Genomic DNA, 23,187 nt, shown 5'->3' with positions numbered 1-23,187 from the left:
TTCAGCCGAACTCTCCGCTCACGGTTCGGCACAATGCGTGCATGGTCAAGCCGCTCGTGACGAGGGAGATGAGGGAACGTGCCAGGCGCGCTCCCAACAACTGGCTGCACGTGGTCGACCCCGCGCACGACGCGGCCGTCGGCGTTCCCGCGGAGGCAGTGATCGGGAGGTACCTCGTCGACGCTCAGGGTGAGATCACCGACCAGTACGTGCCGAATCCCCGGTATCGGCCGAGCGAGATCACCTTCGAGAACGACCTCGAATCGGTGATGTACCTCGTGCAGCGCGGATACGAGGACAAGCGGGCTCTCGTGGACGCGGTCCTCGCGGCTGAGCTGGTGCTACCCGCCGATCCGGCTCGTGAGTCGCGGGAGCACCTGGTGATGCGCGGTGATGTCCTGGACGTCTTCGCCTCGGACCAGGCCCGGCCGCGTGACTGGCCGCCGCACTGGCACCGCTTTCACGGGGTGGAGCTGGCGGTGGTCGTCGATGCGCTCGATCGGCCCGTCACTCTGTTGGTCACCGCGCAGGGCGGGGTCCAGTTCGAGATTCCCGGCGGTCTGCTCGTCGACGGGCTGCGTGCAGTGATCTCGACGCGGTGACCTCTCAGAGTGGCCTGAAATGATCATCTGGCGATGTCGTGTTTTCGGCCGTTTGGTCAGCTCGGTCGGAGAAGTTCGCGCGCGTGCGGTGCGGCGTCAGTGCTGAGCCGGTACTGGTACTCGGCGCGGCCGGGGCCGCCACCGTCCGACACCCTGCGGAGCAGGTAACCGGCGGCATGCAGTTCTACGGTCGCGGACGAGCAGGCCCTCACGTCCGAAGAGACGCTCGAGATCATCCGCGCTTGAGCTGAACTCTTCAAAGAATAGATTCCAGCGACATGACGAACTCTCACAAGACGTGGCGCAAATCTAACTACACCTCATCTGACAACTGTGTCGAGCTGGTCGTTGGTCTGGACGAAATCGACATTCGAGACAGCAAGGACTCGGATAACGGAACCTTCGCCGTCAAGGCGACGGCGTGGATGGCGTTCCTCGGTTCCGTGAAGTCCGGCGGCTTCCGGCGCTGACCTGATGCGCGCGGCTCGTGTCCCTGCCGCGAACAGCGCGCTCCACGAACCCTTTCAGCTCGTCATCGAGCGCAGGTGCTCCTGGGTCTCCGGATCCTCGGAGTAGACGCAGACACCGCGCATGCCACGCGTCAGCAGCACCTTGTAGGTGTTGCGAATCAGCCTGGCGAAGTGGAGCTCGTCGGCCTTCCTGACGGCGGGGTCGTGCGAGTGCTCGCGCTGGGGTTTCCAGTGGTCACCGCGCCAGACGAAGTCATTCCCGAAGATCACGCCCGCCCAGTCGTACTCGAACCCCTGGGCGGTGTAGATGCAGCCGATCTGCCCGAACCCGCGCTCGTCACTCGCCCAGAAATGCGACGCCGGCACATCGGGGACCCGCTGCTCCGGTTTCGCGTTCCACGGCCGCTCCCAGTCGCCGATCCGCACGTCCGGCACCAGCACCTTCGTGCCGTCCAAGGTGGCGGGGTCGCTCCACTTCCAGCAGTACCCGGCGGCGATCCGCGCGGTGCCGCCGTCCTTGGCCTGGCGGTCGAGCAGCCACGACTCCATCTCACGCGGCGACTCCGCGCTGCTCACCACGAACTCGTCGTCCATGCGACTGACCAAAGCCGACCACGGTGTCGGATTTCCCTTGATGCCCAGCAACCTGGCGACCCACGCGTCGAAGAACTCCGAACCGCCGCAACGGAACTGGCCGCCGAGCTTCACCACCTGCACGTCGCAGCCCGCGGCCTCGGCGGCTTCCTCGATCTCCCTCTGCGAGCCCATCTCGCCGGGACGCACGGTCTGGTTCTCGTCGAGGAGGAACACCGGCACCCGCGCGGCGTCGATCAGCTCCTCGATCTGACGGCGCGCCTTCTCCCGTACCTCGCGCTTCGTGTAGCGGTTGAGGCTGGTCTCGCGGATGCGGTGTGCTTCGTCGCAGATCAGCACGTCAAGCCCGAACCGCTCCGAGTCGATGAAGTTGTTGAAGTACTTGAACATCGCCTGCACCCGCTTGTTGCGGCTGCCCGCGTGCTTGCGCATGGTGCTGGTGAACGACGAGGAGCCCGTGGCGTGGTAGGCGGTTCGGCCTTGCCGGGCCAGCTCGCCGAGCAGACTCAACGCGATGACGCTCTTGCCGGAGCCCGGACCGCCCAGCACGATCACCACGGTCTGCTTCCGCGACGCGCGAGCCTTGTCCACCGCTCTGGTGACCAGCCGATAGGCGACCTGCTGCTCGTCCAGCAGCACGAACTGCTCGCGTTCCTGGATCTCCTTGGCCGCGACGGTCAGCAGCGGCTTGGACGGCGCGTGACGCATGCCGAGGAACTCGTCGGCGGCATCGCGGGCACCGTCGCGCGTCGTGGCGTCCGGGTCGAGCAACGCGCGGAGCCGATTGATCAGCTCGCTCTTGTCGTCGAGCGTGTAGAGCTCACCGAACTCGTCGACGCCATAGCGCGTGATGTTCCAGACCCCGGCCTTTCGCGCGTTGTGCAGGTAAGCCACTCCGTGCACGGAGTCCGGCTGCTCGGCGAGAGCAGGCGTCGAGTCCACGAGGTACTCGCAGTACAGGCGGACCTGCTCGAGCGGATGGAGTACGGGCTGGGGGTAGAACTCGACCTTGACCAGGTCGTCGCCGTAAGGCTCCGCTTTCGACCATTGCTTGAGTTCGACCAGCACATAGGACGGTCCGCCGTGCCGCGGGTTCCGGCCGCACAGCACCACGTCGACGCGCTTCGGGCTGTGCGGCAGCTTGTGTTCCAGCAACACCTCGACGTGACCGAGACCGGCGTCGACGAGATCGTTGAGGAACGTGGGCAGGCTGTTCTGCCAGGACCTCACTTCGCCGTCGCTCACACCGGCCTCGAACTGGATCCGTGCTTTGTCTTCCAACACCTTGTGCAGGCGATCGGCCAAGGCGTCGGCGAGCAGCGACTCGGCGCTCTGACGGACGAGAGCCACGAATGTTCCCCCACTTGGGCGTGTTCGATCCACACGCGGGTGGAGGCAACGACGAGGTGTCCCTCGGTGCCTGGCGGGCCGCATCCCGAGGCTAGCTGATCAAGCAGCCGTCCGGCCGACCATCGCTCGAAGGTGCTGCTGGGTCTCGGGGTCGACCGAGAACATGGTCACGCCGCGCATTCCCCTGGTCAGCAGCACACGGTAGGCGTTGCGCACGAGCTCGGGGAACAGTGCCCGGTTCTCCTTGGCCTTCGAATCGAACGACCGCTCCGGCCGGGCGACCCAACGGTCCGTGCGCCAGACGAGGTCCGGTCCGAAGATCACCCCGGCCCAGTCGTACTCGAACCCCTGCGCCGTGTACACGCATCCGACCTGGCGGGCGCCCTTCGGATCAGTCGCCCAGTAGATGTGCTCAGGGCCGTCCTTGGCAGGCTTCTTCAGGTTCCACCACCGCCGCCAGTTGCCAATCTCGATGTCGGGCTTCGGTGATCGGTGGTCGAACGGCCACGGCCAGCAGAAGCCCGCGGTCATCCGGGCGCTCTGGTCTTTGGCCTTGCGTGCGCGAAACCAGTTCTCCATGTCGCGCGGACTGTCACCGACGTGCACCTCGAACGGGCTGTCGGACGCCAGGTCGGCCCAGACGACCGGGGGCTCGTCGACGATCCCGAGCAGACGGTCGACCCACCGGTCGAACGCGTCACTGCCGCCGCAGCGGAACTGCCCGCGCAGGTTGATCACCTCGACCTTGCAGCCGAGACCTCGAGCCACTCTGGTGATCTCGTCGACCGAACCCACCTCGTCAGCCCGCACACGCTGGTTCTCGTCGAGCAGGAAGACGGGAACGCGGGCCACTTTGATCAGTTCCGCGATCTGCGGTTCGGCGCCGTGGTCCTGTCGGCGCGAACCCGACTGTGAGCTGGACCGGCGGATGCGCTGTGCCTCGTCGCTGACGAGGACGCTCACCTTGCGGTTGCGTCCGTCCTGGAAGTTGTTGTTGTACTTGAAGACGTCTCGGACGCCCTTGCCGTCCCGGTCCAGGTGGAGGCGCAACGTCTCGGTGAACGCCTTGGAACCGGTCGTGTGGTAGCCGCGCATGTCCAGCTCCTCGAGCCGCCCCAGCAGGCTCAGGGCAATGGCGCTCTTGCCCGAACCCGGACCTCCCACGACGACCACGACCGTCTTCTGCGCGTCTTCGTCCGCATCGACCAAGGCGTCCTCGACGAGCTGGTAGGCGGCTCGCTGCTGGTCGACGAGCGGCAACAACTGGCGCTCGAGCACCGCGTTCTTGATGATCTCGATGAACTCGGCCGACGGCCGCACCGGAAAGCTCAGGAACCTGTCAGCGGTCGCGACGTTGTCCTCGTAGGACCGGTTCCGGTCGAGCAGGCTGGCCAGCCTCTCCTCGAGCTTGGACCGGTCATCAGCCGTGTAGAGCTCACCCCAGTGATCGGGTTGGTGGCGCAGCAGTAGCTCCACGTGGGACCGCTTCGCGTTGTGCAGGTAGGCGATGCCGCTGACGAGCTTCTTGTCTTCCGCGATCAACGGGATGGAGTGCTGGACGTAGCGGCAGTAGCCGCGCACCTGGTCGACCGGGTGCGTTCTGAGCTCATCGTGTTCGTGCTGCCGTACAAGGTTTCCCACCATCGAATGTACGCGGTCCCACTGCTTCAGCTCGACGAACGCGTAGGACGGACGAGCGGTCTCGGGGTTGTGGCCGCACACGACGGCATCGATCCGCAGCGATGACCGCGGCAGCGTGTGTTCCAGCAGCACCTCGCTGTCGCCAAGCCCAGCGGCGTCCAGTACTTCCAGGAATGCGCCCAGGCTGTTCCGCCACGACTGGAGTTCCCGCGCGTTGACGGGTCTGAGTTGCGTGGCGTGGTACTCCCGCGCGAGCCGTCGGTGCAGCGTCTCGTTCTTTGCTTCCTTCAACAGGTCCTTGGCTTGACCCCGTACGAGTGGCACCGACTCCCCCATTTTCACCCTGGGTGACGCCAATCACTCAATCAGGTTATACCCAAACGAGTGACGAGTTGGAGCGAGTTGCGGGTAACACTCTGTGACAGAGGAGCGATGGCCTGGTCAGCCGGCTGAGTGACGCGCGCGGTGTTGATCGAATACGCACGGTTGCGACACTTGTCAGGCAGTAGCATCGGCCGTTCGGCAGCGCAGAGACAGCGGGGGAGTGGAGATCGTGGCTTCAGGAGGCCGACCTGCATCGCCGAAGCCGGCGCCACCACCAGCGCAGAAGCGGTGGTTCCAGGAGCGGACCTCGGAGTACCCCTGGGAGCAGGACGGTCTTGACCACGTGCGGCGGCTGATGCCGAACGCGGAGCCGTACCGCGCGTGGTCGACCTTTTCCTTCACAGCGGCGTCCGGTCGGATCAACGAGTGCGATCTGCTCATCGCCGTGCCGAGCGGCTTGTACCTCGTGGAGCTGAAAGGCCACCCCGGCCGCGTCGTCAACAACGGTGAGACCTGGAGCTTCTACCCCGACGGCAGCACCCGGTCACGCACGCTGCGAAACCCACTGCATCTGACTGATCTGAAGTCCAAGGAGCTGAAGAACAGGCTGGAGTGGGCTGCCAAGCAGCTCCACATCAGCGCGCGTGTCCCGCGTGTCGAGCCCGTTGTCTTCCTGTCCGCGCCGGGACTCGAGTCTCATCTCGACGCTGTGCAGGCGACGCGTGTCTACGCACGTGACGACAACAGCTCTGGCCTTCCGTGGATCTGGCGTGACCTGCTCGCGACGCCGCCGCAGCGCGAGTCCCAGCGGGTGACGGCAGACTTCTCGCGCCAGCTCCCCCGGTTGCTGGAGAAGATCGGAATCCGGGCGTCCACAGCACACCTGCGGTTCGGCGACGGCTGGGAGCTGACGGCCGACCGGCTCGACGCCGGACCCAGCTGGGAGGACCGGCTCGCCAAGCGCACGGGCATCGTGCGCGAGGAAGGGCGCGTTCGCATCTACCTCACGGAGCTGCAGGCGACCGAGGAGCGCCGGCAGTCGGTCGATCGCGCGGCCCGGCGTGAATACCAGGTGCTGCAGGGGATCGCCCACCGCGGCATCGTCCAGGCGGCCGAGATCCGTGAGCACCAGGGCGGCCCGGCGATCCTGTTCCGGCACAACGCCACGGACCTGCGCCTCGACTCCTACCTGGCGCTGCACGGCGAACGACTGACGCCAGAGGTGCGGCTGGACCTCGTGCGTCAACTGGCCGAAGCGTTGCACTACGCCCACAGCCGGTCGCTCTACCACCGCGCGCTGGCAGCACGTTCCGTCTACGTGTCCGCGAAGGAGGACGGCGCATCGCCCGTGCTCCGGGTCATCGACTGGCAGAGCGCGGCGCGTGACTTCGACACGACCGGCATGTCGTCGCTCGGCAACTCGTCGCTCGGTGGCGACTACATCGCGGACTCCGCCGACACCTACCTCGCGCCGGAGTTCGACACCCCCTACGCGGATCCGGTGGACCTGGACGTCTTCGGCCTCGGCGCGGTGTCCTACCTGATCCTCACCGGCCAGCCGCCTGCCGCTGACCGCGCGAGCCTGGTGGACCGGGTCGCCGCGGAGGGTGGCCTGCACCCGTACGCGGTGTTCGACGGGGTCTCGGACGCACTGGACGCGCTGATCTTCCAGGCGACCAGGGCCGCGGTGCACGACAGGATCGACTCAGCCGACGCCTTCCTGCGTGAGCTCGACGAGATCGAGAAGACCTCGGACGCACCCGAGCCTGCCACGGACGTCGACCCGCTCACCGTGCTGCCCGGTCAGACGGTCGACGGTGACTGGCGGGTCGATCGCGTGCTCGGCACCGGTGCGACCGCGCGAGCTTTGCTGGTCTCCCGGGAACGTGACGACGACAACGAGGAGAGCACGCGTGAGCAGCGCGTCCTGAAGATCGCGTTGGACGAGGCCAAAGCTGAGCGGCTGCTGGCCGAGGCCGACGCGCTGCGCCTCGTCGGCGGTGGTGTCATCGTGCGGCTGCTGGACGGTCCCCGGCAGCTGGGTGGCCGGACGGTCCTCGACCTCGACTACGCGGGCGAACACTCGCTGGGGTCGTTGCTGCGGGCCGAGGGCAGGCTGTCGTACGACCGGCTCGACAGGTACGGCGGCGACCTGTTCACCGCACTCGACCACTTGGCCGCCAAGGGAGTCCGGCACCGGGACCTGAAGCCGGACAACTTCGGCGTGTTCCGGCGGGCCGACCGCTCGTACCAGTTGATGCTGTTCGACTTCTCGTTGCACGGCATCTCCGAGCGCGATGTGAAGGCAGGCACGCGCGGATACCTCGACCCGTTCCTCGGAACCGTGCGCCGCCCTGCGTTCGACGACCACGCCGAGCGCTATGCCGCGGCAGTGACGTTGCACGAGATGGCATCAGGAACCCGCCCGGTCTGGGGTGACGGGATCTCCGATCCGCGCACCACGTCCGACGAGACTCCGACCATCGCGGCCGACCTGTTCGACCTCAGCCTCCGTGACGGGCTCAGCGCGTTCTTCCAGCGGGCCTTCCACCGCGACGTCGATCAGCGCTTCGACACGTTGGCGCAGATGCACAACGCGTGGCGGGACGTGTTCCGCGTGGCCGACGCGGCCAACCCGGTGACCACACCGGCGACCGTCGGCATGGACTCCACCGGCACTGTCGACGAGAACCGGGACGTCCACGCCGAAGCCGCCCAGCTGGACACTCCGCTGGAGGCCGCGGGCCTGACGCCGCGTGCCGTCTCGCTGGCGCAGGGACTGCACGCCACCACGGTCGGCGAGCTGTTGACCGTACCGCTGCACCACATCTCCAGGGCACGTGGCGCGGGCCGGATGATCCGCAACGAGCTGATCAAGCGGCACAAACAGTGGGCGGCGGCACTGCAGCGCCCGACGACATCGTCACGACCAGCGCTCGTCGAAACCGAACCCGTACAGCACCTTCGCGGCCAGCTCACCGTCGACGAGCTGACGACGTTGCTCGTACCGATGAGCAAGGCCAAAGGTGCGCCGCGAACCGACGTCGTCAGGTTGACGCTGGGCCTCGAAGGTGAGCTGTCGAGCTGGCCCAACCAGGTCGAGGTGGCGAAGGCCGCCAAGATCACGCAAGCGTCGGTGTCGCGACACCAGCAGGCGGTCGCCAAGCTCTGGGCGAGCGAGCACTGGCTGGCCGACGTGCGAGACGAGCTGGTCGACACAGTCGCCGGCTCAGGCCGGGTGATGTCGGCCGACGAACTCGCGGCGGCGGTCCGAGCACGCCACGGCACCGGCGATGACGACCCGAAGGCGGCCGAGGCGAAGGCGCTCGCGGTGGTGCGCGCCGCGGTCGAGGCGGAGAAGTGGGCAGGGCTGCACCCGGACGAGGCGCTGGCCGACGGCGACGGCGGCCCTCGGCTCGACGTGTTGCGTCGTGGCGACCGGGTGCTGATCGCGTGTGAGTCGTTGCTCGGCAATGACCCGAGCGCCTCCGAACTCGCCGACTACGCCGTGGCGCTGGGCAGGCGGGCCGACGAGCTGATCACACAGGATCCCCTGCCAGGACGCGGCGTCGTCCTACGCGAGCTTCGCGGCGTGCGCGCACCGGAAGGCATGGCGGCCCTCGCCGACACCCGGCTCGTCGCGCTCGCGGCGTCCGCGTCGCAGGGTGCGGCGGCGTCTCCGCGGCTCGAGCTGTATCCGCGTGACCTGAGCCTGGCCAAGGCCCTGCGGATCGCACAAGCCGGAGCGGGCGTGCGTCGCGAAGGCGGCCTCAGCATCGAGGACGTGCTGGCCAGGGTCCGCGCTCGCTTCCCGGAGCTGGCGGTGAACCCGCGGCCGACGCACGTCGTCCTCGAAGAGGCGCTCCGCGAGGCGGGTTTCCCCCTGGAGTACGACGTCGCGGCCAAGCAGTTCAGGCCACCCGCACCGGAGTACTCACGGATCGCATCGTCGTCCAGCACCTCGGTCAGCGCGCACAACCGCATGGTCGCGGCAGGGCTCGACCCGGTCGCGGTGACCGAGGGCAAACTGGCGGCCAAGGTCGAGCGCGGCGGCTTCCTGGCGATGACGATGCGCGGAAAGCACCTGCAGGGCGCGGCGGAGTTGATCGCACAGACGTATCCGGTCCGAGTCGTCGACCTGAACCGCGAGTTCCTGACGGCGTTCCGCGAGCTGGTCACCAAGCACGGCGCGGACTGGAACAAGGTGCTGACCGCCGACGCCAAGTTCAGCCAGTCGGGACCGATGTCGCGCGGACTCGCGTCCTACGTCTCGACGGCGCTGAAGCGGGTCGCGGCAGGTCTGATGGACGCTGGCTCGCACGGAAGAAGCGTGCTGTTCGTGCACGACGCCGGCCTGCTCGCGCGGTACTTCGACCACGGCGGCCACGACACGCTCGTGACATTGCAGCAAGCGGCCCGGCGGGCAGCCGACGCACCACATGGGTTGTGGCTGCTGTGCCCGGCGGAGTCCGCGCTGGAAACCCCGCAGATCGACGGCCGTACGGTCGAGGTGCTGGACGACTCCGAGCGCGTGGTGCTGACCAGCTCGGTTCTCGAAAAGCTGCGCGGCGCAGCCTGATAGTTGGAAGGAACGCTCCGTTGGCTCCTGGATTCGACCACGCGGCATTGGTCAAGGACCTGCGCAAGCAGGTGACCGCGCTGGAGGACGACCTGCGTGTGCAAAGCGACGAGGTCGAGCGCTTCGCCACCGCCCTGCGCGCCGAGTACGACCTCGCGCGGCAGGCCGAGCGCACCGCCGCCACGTACGGGGCCTGGCGTGACGAGCGCGTCACCCAGGTCGCTGCCGCGTGGGTGCTGGGCACCGTATTCGTGCGGTTCTGCGAAGACAACCAGCTGATTGAGTGGCCGTACATCGCCGGACCCGGTGAGCGGTTGGCTGATGCGGAGGAGCGGCACGAGGCGTTCTTCCGTGCGCATCCTTCGTTGAACGACCGTGACTGGATCATTGAGGCGTTCAACCATCTTGCGTCGACTCACCCCGCGGTGGCTGGGCTGTTCGATGGGGACCATAACCCGTTGTGGGAGATCGAGCCTTCGTTCGAGGCTGCCACTGAGTTGTTGCGGTTCTGGCGGCGGCGGGAGGGTGGGTATGACTTCACGGACTCGGCGCTGGATACTCGGTTCCTTGGTGATCTCTACCAGGATCTTTCCGAGCATGCTCGGAAGACTTACGCGCTGCTGCAGACGCCGGAGTTCGTCGAGGAGTTCATTCTCGATCTGACTCTTGAGCCTGCTGTTGAGGAATTCGGGCTCAAGGGGCTGCGGACGATCGACCCCGCTTGTGGATCTGGGCACTTTTTGCTCGGAATCTTCGCTCGGTTGATTGAGAAGTGGCGTGCCGCTGAGCCCGGTACCGATGACTGGGCGCTGGTTCGCCGTTCGATGGAGTCTATTCACGGCTGTGACAAAAATGCATTTGCTACTTCCATCGCCCGGTTTAGACTTCTGATCGCCGCGCTGTGTGCTGCAAGTGAGAAGAGCCTTGTAGATGCGTCGGACTTCCCGATCAACGTTGCTGTAGGAGACTCACTTCTGCACGGCCGTGGTGCTCCCGGCGTGCAAATGGACCTTTTTGACCAAGTGGCCATGTATACATACCATCCAGAGGATGTAAAAGAATATGTACGCCGGTGCAATCTTCTGGGAAGAGGATCGTATCATGTAGTTGTCGGAAATCCCCCGTACATTACTCCGAAAGACAAGCAAGAAAGCGATAATTACCGGCGCGGCTATGATGCATGCGCTGGTCAGTATGCACTGTCTGTTCCGTTTGTGCAATGCTTGTTCAATCTGGCGATTCGGACGCATGGCTCCGATCGTACGGCGGGCTATGTCGGTCAGATAACAGCGAACTCGTACATGAAGCGCGAATTCGGAAAGAAGCTAATTGAGCGGTTCTTCCCGAGTGTCCATTTGACGCACGTAGTAGATACTTCTGGTGCTCACATCCCGGGCCACGGAACGCCCACGGTTATTCTTGTTGGGCGAAATTTCGCTGCGCGCATGAATGAGCCCGTCCTCGCCGTGCTTGGTATTCGCGGTGAACCGGTGGTTCCTGATATTCCCTCTGAAGGACTCGCGTGGCAGGCGATCGTGCGCCAGGTCGGCGTGCCGGGCAGTGAGTCGGACTGGGTCAGCGTCGATTATATTCCGCGCAAGTCGCTGGCTTCTCATCCTTGGTCGCTAAGTGGAGGCGGAGCAAGCGGCCTAATGGAGGCGTTGGAGAGTTCCTGCTCGCAGCCTTTGCGTGCCAGGGTGTCTAGCATTGGTTTCTGTGCGACGACTCGGGAAGATGATGCTTATCTAGTTGGTCCTGCACTTGGGCGCCGAATGAATCTTTCAAGCGCCCACATCCGCCCTATGGCTAGCGGTGTCGACATACGTGACTGGAGAAATGCTGGCGCTGAGCTGGTGATTTTTCCGTACTCTGAAGATCGATCCGCTGCCATAGGCGGTTCGGAGGAGCGTGCTCTTTGGCCCAATCGTCTTCTGTTGAAGCTTCGGAGAGCGCTATCGGGAACTCAGGAAGAACAGGGTCTCACGTGGTTTGAATACTCGAGTTTTTCGCCAAGTCGATACTGGGCGGGACACTTGATTTCTTTTTCCTTTGTTTCGACTCATGCTCACTTTAGTTTGTCGCGGTCTGAGTATGTGTTCATTCGATCTGCTCCGGTCATTAAGATGCTTGACGGTGCAAGTGAAGATGATCACTTGGCTTTGTTGGGCTTGCTCAACTCTTCGTTGGCATGTTTCTGGCTTAAGCAGGTGAGTCAGGATAAAGGGAACCGTGGTGGCGAACGGTCGACGGGTCGTTACGCGTGGGAGAGTTACTTCGAATTCACTGGAACCAAACTCCTTGAATTTCCGGTTCCGGAAAATTTGCCGCTTGACTTGGGTTGTCGGATGGATGATCTCTCTCAGCGATTGCGCGAGTGTGAGCCATCGGTAGCACTTCGGTCAGTGGTACCCACGCGAGCGCAACTTGATTTGTTGATGAGGGATTTTGGGCGGATTCGAAGGAAGATGATAGCGCTTCAGGAAGAGCTTGACTGGCATGTGTATGCTTTGTATGGGCTTATTTCAGGCAATGAAGTGCGCGCGCTGACTGCTCAGGACCTCGACTCTGTTCCGGAAATTGATCTAGGTGAACGGTCGTTTGAGATTTTGATCGCTCGTGACGCGGGAGTCGATGAAGCGATCGGACAATGGTTTGCTCGCCACGGGTCGGCTCCTATCACTGAAATTCCTGGATGTTGGCCGGAATGGTACAGGAGCATCGTAAGCGCGCGCATCGATGTTGTTGAGAAACGTAAGGATGTCGCGCTGGTCGAGCGGCCCGAATGCAAGCGTAGGTGGGTAGAGCAAGAATGGGAGAAGAAGGAAGCTGAGGCATTGCGAACTTGGCTTCTCGGCCGCTGCGAGAAAGTGGACATGTGGTTCGGTCGACGTGAGGGAATGAAGCAGCCTCGTGCGCTCACCGTCAGCCAACTCGCCGACCAGTTCAAAGATGACGCCGACATGCACTCGGTGGCTCAGCTTTACGCGACCGACCACCTGAAGAAGCGCGACCTCACCCTGGCCCAGATTCTCGAACAGGTCATCGCCGACCAGCACGTCCCGTACCTCGCCGCCATGCGCTACAAGGATTCCGGCCTGCGCAAGCGGCAGCAGTGGGAAGAGACCTGGGAGCTGCAGCGAGAAGAGGACCGCACGGGCAAGCGGCTCGACATCGCGGTCCCGCCCAAGTACACCTCGGCAGACTTCAAGAAGACCAGCTACTGGTCACAGCGCGGCAAGCTGGACGTGCCGAAGGAGCGGTTCATCTCCTACCCGGACGCGAACCCCGACTCCGACCCGACGCTCCTGCTCGGCTGGGCCGGTTGGGACCACAAGGACCAGGCGCAGGCTTTGGTCAACATCGTCAACGACCGCACCGACCAGGCCGGCTGGGGCACCGACAAGATCCAGCCGCTGCTGGCGGGCCTGCTCGAGGCCATGCCCTGGGTGAAGCAGTGGCACGGCGAGTACGACGACGAGTGGGGCGGCAACCCGGCGGAGGAGTACCAGGCCTTCCTGGACGGGCAGCGTGCCAAGCACCAGCTCACGGAGGATGATCTCCGTGGGTGGCGACCCGCCGCGGCCACCCGCGGACGTAAGAAGGGCTGATCAGTGAGCACCACCGACCTGTTCCTCCGCGACGTCATCGACATTCCGGAGTCGGTGCACGCCGGCGACTTCAAGGTCGAGCTGTCTGGTGGCTTCACGGACACCGAGGCACGTGTCGCGGAGTACGTCGTCACCGACCAGCTTCAGGGTGCCTTCGCCAAGGCACTGTCGATCGTCAAGGCGGCCGTTCGCGACGGCACGAGTCATGCCGCGTACCTGCACGGTTCGTTCGGTTCCGGTAAGAGCCACTTCCTGACCGTGCTGCACGCCATCCTGAACAACGAACCCGTTGCGCGCGCCAAGGCGGGGCTGCAGCCGGTGGTGGCGGACCACGACGAGTGGTTGCGCGGCAAGAAGTTCCTGATGGTGCCGTACCACCTCATCGGCGCCACCAGCATCGACTCGGCAGTCCTCGGCGGATACGTTGCCACGACACGGCAGCTGCACCCGGACAAGAGGACGCCGGAGGTCTACAGGTCCGACGCGATGCTGCACGACGCGCGTCGGCACCGTGAGTTCCTTGCTGACGACGCCAAGTTCGCGCAGTGGCTGGGGGACACGAGCGCGGCTGACGATGAGGACGATCTCGCGCCGATCGACGAGGCGGGTGTGTCCGTGTGGACCTCCACCGCGCTGGACCAGGCGTTCGACGCGCCCGCGGGCGATCCGGTGCGGCGACAGCTCGAGTCCGCGCTGCTCACCGGTCCGATGTCGTCCTATGCGCGAGGTGCGAGTGGTGACGCCGACGCGTTCATCCCGCTGGAGAACGGGCTGACGGTGATCAGCCAGCACGCCAGGGAACTTGGCTATGACGGACTGGTTCTGTTCCTCGACGAGCTGATCCTGTGGCTGCAGTCGCACATGGCGGACCAGCAGTTCGTCAACACCCAGGTCAGCAAGCTGGTGAAGCTGATCGAGTCCGGCGATGCCGGTCGCGTGCTGCCGATCGTCTCCTTCATCTCCCGTCAGCGCGACCTCACCAAGCTCGTCGGGGAGGACGTCACGGGCGCGGACGTCAAGAACCTCGAGTCGCACGTCGAGTACCTCGCCGGCCGCTTCGACGTGGTGAACCTGGAGGACCGCAACCTCCCGGCCATCATCAAGGAACGTGTCCTGAAGCCGAAGTCCGACGAGGCGAGCAAAGCGCTCGGCGAGGCTTTCGCGGACATCGAGTCGACCAGTTCCGCCACCCGCGACGCGCTGCTCGACTCCGCCGGTGCGACCGGCGCGGACTGGTCGGACTTCCGTGACGTGTATCCGTTGTCGCCCGCGCTGCTCAATGTGCTGGTCGCACTTTCCGGTGCACTGCAACGGGAACGCACCGGTCTCAAGCTCTTGCAGGAGATGCTCCGCAGGCGGCGGGCCGACATGAAGCTCGGTGAGCTGATTCCCCTCGGTGACCTGTGGGACGTGTTGTCCGACGGCACGGGCGAGGCGTTCACCGACCGCCTTCGCCGAGAAGCCGAAGCAGCGCAACGGTTCTACGCCAGGGTGCGTGGGCACCTGGTGGAGAAGTACGGCAGCGAGACCGATCAGCGCTTCGTGGCCGACGACCGGTTCGTCAAGACGCTGCTGCTCGCCGCCCTGGCGCCGAACGTGCCCGCGCTCGCTCGTCTCACCGGACCGCGCCTCGCCGCGCTCAACCACGGTTCCATCAGGTCCCGGACCGTGGCGGCCGGTTCGGTCGTCGTCAGCAGGTTGCGTGAGCTGCAGGCCGAGTTCGGCGAGCTGCGCGCGGACGGCGACGAGGACCCGGTGTTCACGCTCCACCTGTCCGACCTGGACGTCGAGCCGCTGCTCGACGCGGTGGGGGAGCAGGACACCGTCGGCGCGCGCCGGGTGTGGATCAAAGAGCAGCTGTGGAAGGCGTTCGGTGTCAAGGACACCGGCGAGTTCGTCAACCAGCGGGAAGTCGTGTGGAAGGGCACCCGGCGGACCGCCGAGTTCGTGTTCGCGAACGTGCGCGACTCGGCCGACATGCCGGAGGCGCAGTTCACGCCGAGCGTCAGCGGGTGCGTCCGGTTCGTGCTCGACTACCCGTTCGACGTCCCGAACAAGTACCCGACCGACGACGCGGGCCGCGTGATCAACCTGCGACGTGGTGGCCTCGAGGCCGCGACTGTCGTGTGGATCCCGCACTTCCTGTCCACGCAGAAGTCGGGACAGCTCGGCCGGCTGCTGAAGATCCAGTACCTGCTCGAGCGCGACCGGCTCGACGACTACGCGAGCCACCTGTCGGCCGACGACCGGATCAGGGTGCGGCACCAGCTGCAGGCCCAGCGCGACAACCTGACGTCGCAGCTCGCCGTTGCGCTGCAACAGCTCTACGGCATCGCCAAGCCCGAGGCCAGCACGGTCGGCTCCGAGGTCGGCGACGACGGGCACGTGCTGTCGCTGCTGCCGTCGCACAAGCCGAGACTGCACGGCGGTGCGGGTTTCGAGTACAACCTGCTCGCTCTCGCGGACGGGATGTTCGACACGCTCTACCCGAAGCACCCGGACTTCGATCCCGCGGACAGCCGCAAGGCCATCACGACGGGCGAACTGCGCACCGTCCTCGGGTGGATCAACCGGGCGATGGAGGACGGCAAGCAGCGAGTCGTGGTCGATCGCGCCCAGCTCGCGCTCGTCAAGAGGATCGTGCATCCACTCGAGCTCGGCGAGGTCAGCGATGGTCCGCTCAACCTGTCCACCGAGTGGCGGCGCCGCATCGAGCAGTACGCGGCGCAGCACGATGTGAAGGGCGACTTCGGCGCGGAAGACATCCGCACGTGGATCGCCGGGCTCGGCTACACCGGGCTGGACAAGGTGGTCAGCAACCTGATCATCAGCACCTACGCGCTGCTCGCCGACCGGGCGTGGATGCTGCACGGCGCACCGGTCGACGCACCGGACCTGGAGCGGATCGGGCCGGGCTACGCACTGCGGGCACAGGAATTGCCCTCGGCCGAGGAGTTCGGGCTCGCGCGGAATCGGGCAGCGACGCTGTTCGGTGCGCACGTGCCCGACGTGCTGTTCGCTCGCAACGTCAACAAGCTCGCGGGGGAGGTCCGCGACAAGGCCGCCGCTCTGGAACCGGCGGTCAACGGCCTGCGTCGCTCCCTGGAAAAGCACGCCGCGGCGTTGGGGGCGCCGGAGAACACGGCCCGTCTGGCGACCGCACGTGATGCCGCTGACCTGCTCGCCAGGATCACGGGTGCACATGACCCGACGCCGACGCTGAAGCAACTGGCCACCGCGACGTACGGCGCCACCGACGAGACGCTCGGCAAGGCGATCAGTTCCGCGCCCGAGGTGCTCGCCGCTCTCGACAGCGTCGACTGGACGTTGCTGGAGTCGGTTCGCGGGTTCACCGGACGCGGCGATGGAGTGGCGGACAAGGCGGAACGACTCGTCGACGAGGTCGTGCGAACGGCGGCCGAGGACGAGCTGGTCCGGTCACTGTCTCCGGTCCTCGGGTCGATCAGGGCTCGTGCGGTTGCGATCATCAACGAGGCCGCGCGCCGGGCGACCACCGCCGAACCAGTGGCCGCGCCGGCTCCTACGCCGGTCGAGCCAGGCACGCCAGTCGCTCCGGCTCCTGCGGCCCCGACTGGTCGCCACTCGGTGCGCAGGGTCACCTCCAGCGCTCTCGAGCGTGATCTGAGCAGGCTGCTGGACGAGATGCAGCAGGAGATCCGCGGTCTCGCGACCGAGCATCCGAAGTCAGAGCTCGAGATCACCATCCGCGTCATCGCAGCTGAGGACGACTCCTGATGGCAGCCGTTCCCGAAGCGAACCGCCGCGTCATCGAGGCGTTGCTCGAGGCCGAGATGCCACGGGCCGGTGATCGCAGGCTCGTCCTGGTTCACGGTCGATACGACCCGAAGTCGCCCACCGAGTTCACCGTCCGGCTCGGCGAGGAGCAGCGCAACGTCAAGGTCACCGACCAGTCCTCGGTCCTGGGCATCGTGGATGCCTGGCAGACACATCGGTCTGCTGTGGACGGCGACGACATCCTGGTCGTCACCACCGATGTGAGCGACGCCCAGCTCGGTTGGGACCTGCGCGCCTACGCGGTCGGTGGTTCCACGCGAACGGTGGACCGCGTGGTGATCCTCAAGCAGCGGTTCGGCGCGGCCGACATCGACTCGCGAATTCGCCAGGAGGGCTGGCTCGTCGAAGCGTTGCTCGAGGCCGAGCCTCCGCAGGGCTGGCGTCGCGCCGGGCAGGTGCTGACCCGTGACGCGGCAGTGCGTGCGCTGATCGGCGCGCGGCTGGGCGGGCAGCAGCTCGTCGAGGGAAACCTCGACGCGGGCGCACTCCTCTCGTGGTCGCAGAACCCGGCAGGGCTGAAGCTGTTCGCCGGACTGCCGGAGGCGGAGCGTTCCGGACTCACCGGCTGGCTGGTCGAAACCGTGGGCGACGCGGCCGTCGTCGTGATGTCGCTCGCCGCGGCGGGGCGCGCCGAGGACGCCATGGCACTCGGTGTCCTCGGCGCGGTGGTGACCAGGCCGGAGGCGTCGAACGAGGCAGCGCGCGCGTTCGGCAGCCTGCTGGGGTCTGTGCGTGCCAGGACCTCCGAGCTGCGTGCGTTCGTGGACGCGGTGGAAGGTGTGCTCGAACGGTGGATCACCGAGGCCAGGTCCGGTACCGCTCAGGGCGAGATCGCGCGTGAACGCGTGCTCGACGTCGTGGCGCAAGCGGATGAGCTGGCCGCGGCGGCTGAGCTGACCGAGGAACTGTCGTCCAGTCGTTTCCTTGAGAGCAGTTTCCGGACGCGGTTCCGTTCCCTCGCCGCGGTGTTGTCGCCGAGCCGGCGTGCGGCGGCCGACTCCGCTCTGTCGGCGCTGAAGGATCACGCACTCGCCGACCTCTTCCCGCAGCGGGTTCTGGCCGCGACCATGGCCGTCCGGCTGGCCCGCTGGCTCGCGGAACCCGAGCCGGTCGTCGACTCGGTGTCCGGTGGCGTCGGCGCACACGTCGCCGACTGGGGATGGGTCGACCGTGCACTCACCGTTCTCTGGGCGGGGGACGGGGTCCACGATCCGGCAGTCGGCCAGGCGTACCAGTCGATTCACGACGCGGCACGCGCACGCAGGGATCGCCTTGACCGTGACTTCGCCCGGCTGCTGGCTCGATGGACGGTCACCGCCTCGACCCACGCGCCGGGCGGTTGCCTGCTGATCGAGGATGTGCTGCCCAGGATCGTGCTGCCGCTGAGCGCCAACGGCCAGGCACCACTGGTGGTCGTGCTGGACGGGATGAGCAGCGCGGTGGCCATCGAGCTCGGCGATCAGCTCACGAGCAGGGCCTGGCACGAAGCGACACCGGCTACGGGTGCGCGTGTCGCCGCCGTGGCCGCCGTCCCGTCAGTGACTCTCGTGAGCCGGACGAGCCTGCTGACGGCAGGGCTCGCCGTGGGCGACCAACCCGTGCAGAGGGCCGGGTTCGAGGCGTTCTGGCGCAAGCATCGGCGGCAGTCGGCGTTGTTCTTCAAGGGCGACATCGGAGGACGTGCGGGCCAGCGTCTTGCGGAACCAGTCGTCGACGCATTGGCCGGTGACGACGTGGTCGGCGTGGTGCTCAACACCATCGACGACGCGCTGGAACACGGCAGGGAAGGAGACCGCGTCGGCTGGCGGCCGAGCGACATCACCTATCTACCGGAGCTGCTGGACGCGGCCCGTGCGTACGGCCGCCCTGTCGTGCTCGTGTCCGATCACGGGCATGTGCTGGATCGTTCCGCTCCCGGAGAAGGCCCGACTCGCGCGACCGAGGTCGAGTCCGTCAGGTGGCGGACGGGCAAAGCGGAGGACGGCGAGGTGGTACTCGCTGGTCCGCGTGTGCTGTACGGCGACGGCAGCGTCGTGGTGCCGTGGAGAGAAGACATCAGGTATCTGAAGCGCAAGGCGGGATACCACGGCGGCGCCTCGTTGGCCGAGATGACGGTTCCGGTGCTCGTTCTGCTTCCCGCGGTGGGGCTGCTGCCTTCCGGGTGGACCACGTTGCCGCATGAGTCCATTGCACCGATCTGGTGGGAAACGCAGACCGAGACTCCGGTCGCCGTCACGTCGGTGCCACCCCGAAAGACGACCAAGAAGCCCTCGAAGACGGAGCCCGGCGAGGCTCTGTTCCCCGTACCCGCTGCGGACCGGGCCGTGCCGACGTTGGGTACGAAAGTCGTGGAATCCACTGTGTACGACGCGCAACGGGCGTTCGTGCCGAAGGCACCGAACAAGCCCGATGTAGCCGCGGTCATCGACGCACTGGCCGACGGCAAGCGCTCTCTGACGGCGATCGCATCGGTGGCCGGCCGCGCGGGCCGCAACCCGGACTTCCTCGTGACCACCTTGCAGCGACTGCTCAACGTCGAGGGATACCCCGTCCTGTCGCTCATCGACGGCGGCCTGAGCCTTGAGCTGAACACCGGTCTGCTGTGCGAGCAGTTCGGGGTGAAGCGATGACGGTCGAGGTCAGCAAGGCACGTTGTCGTGAGGTCATCGCGGCGTTGCGGCGCGGCACGGTGCCGCAGAGCGGCCTTGACCTGTTCGCCGTGGGTCTGGACCGGTTCGCGTCTTCGATGGACGAGGACCTGGCCACCATCGCCAAAGGCGGAGCCGCGTTCCACGCCATCCGCGGTGAGTACGGATCGGGCAAAACGTTCTTCGCCCGTTGGCTCGCCGAGCGAGCGAAGCGTTCCGGCATGGCGGTCTCCGAGATCCAGATCTCGGAGACCGAGACTCCGCTGCACCGGTTGGAAACCGTGTACCGGCGGCTGACCGAACGCCTGATGACGGCAACTCATCCGCCAAGCGCTCTCCGTCCAATCGTCGATTCGTGGTTCTACACACTCGAGGAGGAAGTCCTCGATGAGGGTGAGGTGTCCGAGCACGACGAAGAGGCGCTGGCCATCGCGGTTGACACGCTGCTCGAGCAACGGCTCGCCGAAGTGGCCAGGACGACGCCCGCATTCGCGGCAGCGCTGCGCGGTTACCGGAAGGCGCGGGTGGCCGGAGATGTCGCCACGGCGGAGTCGCTGATCGCCTGGCTCGGTGGGCAGAAGTCCGTTGCCGCGTCCGCTCGCCGAGCAGCAGGTGTGCGTGGCGATCTGGATCACTTCGCGGCACTGGGATTCCTGCAGGGGTTGCTCACGGTACTGCGCGACTGCGGACATTCCGGACTGCTGCTCGTGCTGGACGAGATCGAGACGCTGCAGCGGGTGCGCGGGGATGTGCGGGAAAAGGGGCTGAACGCACTGCGACAGCTGCTCGACGAGATAGACGCGGGCCGGTTTCCAGGACTGTTCCTCGTGATCACCGGGACACCCGCGTTCTTCGACGGTCAGCAGGGTGTGCAGCGGCTGGCACCGCTGGCGCAGCGGTTGGCCACGGACTTCACCACCGATCCGAGGTTCGACTCGACTCGCGCGGTTCAGCTGCGCCTGCCGGGGTTCGACCTCGACCGCCTTGGTGAGCTGGGACGCAAGGTGCGTGACTTGTTCGTTGGTGTCGCGCACAGTCCGGACCGCGTCAAATCCGTTGTGGATGATCGCTACGTCGCGGACCTGGCCGAGGCGGTGACTGGAAAGCTGGGTGGGCAGGTCGGTGTGGCTCCGCGGGTATTCCTGCGCAAGCTGGTGAGCGACGTGCTCGACCGCGTCGACGAACACGCCGAGTTCGACCCGCGTGTGCACTATCCGGTCACGGTGACGCACGCCGAGCTCAACGAGATCGAACGCAATGCCGCTGTCAGCGCGGGCGACATCGAGCTGGAACTTCCGTGACGACCGGGCTGGAGCATCTCCACCCGGTGCTGACCCACCACATCGTGAACACGCTGGGCTGGCGCTCGCTGCGCCCCCTGCAGGCAGAAGCTGTCGAGCCGCTCGTGAACGGGCTTGACGCCGTCCTGCTCGCTCCGACAGCGGGCGGAAAGACCGAAGCTGCCTGCTTTCCGCTGCTGAGCGCGATGGAACACTACAAGTGGTCCGGCCTCTCGATGATCTACGTGTGCCCGTTGAAGGCGTTGCTCAACAACCTGCTGCCCAGACTGGAGCAGTACGCGTCCTGGTTGGGTCGGCGAGTGGCGTTGTGGCACGGCGATGCGACGGCGTCAGCACGGCAGCGCATCCTGCGTGAGCCGCCGGACGTTCTGCTCACTACCCCGGAATCGCTCGAAGCGATGCTCGTCAGTGTCAAGGTCGAGCACCGGCAGCTTTTTGAGAACCTGCGGGTGATCGTTGTCGATGAGGTGCATGCGTTCGCCGGCGACGATCGTGGCTGGCACCTGCTCGCGGTGCTCGAGCGGCTCACCAAGATCGCAGGGCGTCCAATCCAACGCGTCGGCCTGTCAGCCACGGTCGGCAACCCCGATGAGCTGTTGCGCTGGCTCCAAGGATCCGGTCGCGACGCCCGCCCGGCACGGGTGGTGGCGCCGGGTGTCGGCCCGGCAACCGTGCCGTCCGGTGAAATCGAGCTCGACTACGTGGGCTCGGTGGGCAACGCCGCAACGGTGATCGCGAACCTGCACCGTGGTGAGAAGCGGCTGGTCTTCTGCGACTCCCGCCAGCTGGTGGAGGAACTGGGAGCGGCACTACGCGCGATTGGCGTCACCACGTTCCTCTCCCACGCCTCCCTTTCGGTGGACGAGCGGAGGCGTGCGGAGGAGGCGTTCGCCGAAGCACGTGACTGCGTGATCGTGTCGACCAGCACCCTGGAACTGGGCATCGACGTAGGAGACCTGGACCGGGTCATCCAGATCAACTCGCCCGGCTCGGTCGCGCCCTTCCTGCAGCGGCTGGGACGGACCGGCCGTCGGCCAGGGTCCGTGAGGAACTGCCTGTTCCTGGCGATCAGGCGAGACGAGGTGACCTGGGCCGCGGGTCTGCTCCTGCTCTGGAGCCGTGGCTACGTGGAGCCTGTCGCCGCTCCGCCGCAACCGCGTCACATCGTCGCGCAGCAGCTGCTCGCTCTGTGCCTGCAGGAACACCGCATCGGCAACCGGTTGTGGGTCGAGGAGTGGAACGGCCTCGCGCCGTTCGACCGCAGCGCTGAGCCCATCCTGCGTCACCTGATGGGACGCGGTTTCCTCGAGCAGGACGGCGAAGTCCTGTTCATCGGCCCGACCGCGGAGAAGAAGTTCGGCATGCGCCACTTCATGGGCATGACCGCCGTGTTCACCGCGCCTCCGCAGTTCACCGTGTTGCACGGCCGCCGCGAGATCGGTCGTACGGATCCGGCGCTGCTGACCGAGAAGGTCGAAGGACCGCGTCTGCTTCTGCTGGCGGGACGCAGCTGGCGGGTCAGCTGGATCGACTGGAAGCGCCGGCGTTGTTTCGTGGAGGAGGCCGAGAGCGGTGGCCGGGCTCGGTGGCACACACCTGGCGTCGGTGCGGCGTCGCTGGAGCTGGTGCGAGCGGTTCGTGAGGTGCTGCTGGGCGCGGAGCCGCCGGTCAAGCTGACCCGGCGAGCACTGAACGCATTGGCTGAAGAACGCGAGGATGCCGAATCCGCGGTGCATCCCGGCGGCACCGTAATCACACGCATAGGACCAGATGTCCGATGGTGGACGTGGGCGGGATACCGCGCCAACGCGACACTGGCGGCCACGCTGTCGGAAGTCACCGATGAGCGACAGCGGGTCGATGACGTCTCCATCCGGTTGCGCACCGACGTCGACCGGGCGATGTGGAAGGCCGCTACTGCCGACGCGCTCGAGAGGCTGTGCCTGCCGGAGGTGGACGAGCGTGCGCTCGCCGGCCTCAAGTTCAACGAAGCACTGCCAGAACACCTGGCCGTGGCGACGCTGGCGGAACGCCTCGCGGACCTCGATGGAGCAGCACGCGTCCTGGCTGAGCCACTTCGCTTCGTCGTGGCAGATCGTCAACCGTGAGAGGTGTGTGGCTCGTTCCGCTCCCAGTCGGCGAGGTTGATCCCGACCTTCGGATGATTCACCTCGTCACCGGATGATCGGCTGGCGGTGCCCGTGTCGGGGTACCGGTCCAGCTGGGCCAGCCCAGTCGGTTCACACGTCATGAG

General features: G+C 66.1%; 10 protein-coding genes. 8 read left to right on the top strand and 2 right to left on the bottom strand.

The genetic code is table 11. The features are described from left to right. Positions 1-41: 41 nt before the first annotated feature. On the top strand, positions 42-602 hold the full coding sequence (locus V1227_RS21605; RefSeq protein WP_329787398.1) for a hypothetical protein: 561 nt from the start codon (positions 42-44) through the stop codon (positions 600-602). A gap of 278 nt (positions 603-880) precedes the next feature. Beyond that, positions 881-1,072: a DUF397 domain-containing protein gene (locus V1227_RS21600; RefSeq protein WP_329787397.1), complete on the top strand. Its 192-nt coding sequence runs from the start codon at positions 881-883 to the stop codon at positions 1,070-1,072. A 54-nt stretch (positions 1,073-1,126) separates the two neighbouring features. Here V1227_RS21600 and V1227_RS21595 read toward each other — a convergent pair whose 3' ends face one another. Beyond that, positions 1,127-3,016 carry a DUF2075 domain-containing protein gene (locus V1227_RS21595; RefSeq protein ID WP_329787396.1) on the bottom strand — a complete coding sequence of 630 codons (1,890 nt, stop codon included), beginning with the start codon at positions 3,014-3,016 and terminating at the stop codon, positions 1,127-1,129. 99 nt (positions 3,017-3,115) lie between these two features. After that, entirely contained in the window at positions 3,116-4,948 is a 1,833-nt protein-coding gene (locus tag V1227_RS21590) for a DNA/RNA helicase domain-containing protein (RefSeq protein WP_329787395.1), read from the bottom strand. Positions 4,949-5,210: 262 nt separating this feature from the next. On the opposite strand from V1227_RS21590, the gene pglW reads away from it, so the two are divergent. The 6 genes from pglW to V1227_RS21560 are packed head-to-tail and all read left to right on the top strand — an operon-like array spanning position 5,211 to position 23,041. Continuing rightward, positions 5,211-9,560, top strand: coding sequence for a BREX system serine/threonine kinase PglW (gene pglW, locus V1227_RS21585; protein ID WP_329787394.1), 4,350 nt, complete (start codon positions 5,211-5,213; stop codon positions 9,558-9,560). 20 nt (positions 9,561-9,580) lie between these two features. After that, the gene (gene pglX / locus V1227_RS21580; protein ID WP_329787393.1) at positions 9,581-13,168 is read left to right on the top strand and encodes a BREX-2 system adenine-specific DNA-methyltransferase PglX; all 3,588 of its coding nucleotides are present in this window, start codon (positions 9,581-9,583) and stop codon (positions 13,166-13,168) included. Positions 13,169-13,171: 3 nt separating this feature from the next. Continuing rightward, positions 13,172-16,924, top strand: coding sequence for a PglY protein (locus tag V1227_RS21575; protein WP_329787392.1), 3,753 nt, complete (start codon positions 13,172-13,174; stop codon positions 16,922-16,924). Continuing rightward, entirely contained in the window at positions 16,924-19,614 is a 2,691-nt protein-coding gene (gene pglZ, locus V1227_RS21570) for a BREX-2 system phosphatase PglZ (protein WP_329787391.1), read from the top strand. The genes V1227_RS21575 and pglZ overlap by 1 nt, the downstream gene beginning before the upstream one ends. After that, positions 19,611-20,933 carry a BREX system ATP-binding protein BrxD gene (brxD, locus tag V1227_RS21565; RefSeq protein ID WP_329787390.1) on the top strand — a complete coding sequence of 441 codons (1,323 nt, stop codon included), beginning with the start codon at positions 19,611-19,613 and terminating at the stop codon, positions 20,931-20,933. Before pglZ ends, brxD begins: the two co-directional genes overlap by 4 nt. Then, positions 20,930-23,041: a DEAD/DEAH box helicase gene (locus V1227_RS21560; RefSeq protein WP_329787389.1), complete on the top strand. Its 2,112-nt coding sequence runs from the start codon at positions 20,930-20,932 to the stop codon at positions 23,039-23,041. Before brxD ends, V1227_RS21560 begins: the two co-directional genes overlap by 4 nt. Positions 23,042-23,187 lie beyond the last annotated feature (146 nt).

The organism is Lentzea sp. DG1S-22, from assembly GCF_036321065.1.
GTDB lineage: Bacteria > Actinomycetota > Actinomycetes > Mycobacteriales > Pseudonocardiaceae > Lentzea > Lentzea jiangxiensis.
The sequence above is the reverse complement of the archived record's forward strand: the minus strand, read 5'-3'. Positions and strand labels throughout refer to the sequence as shown.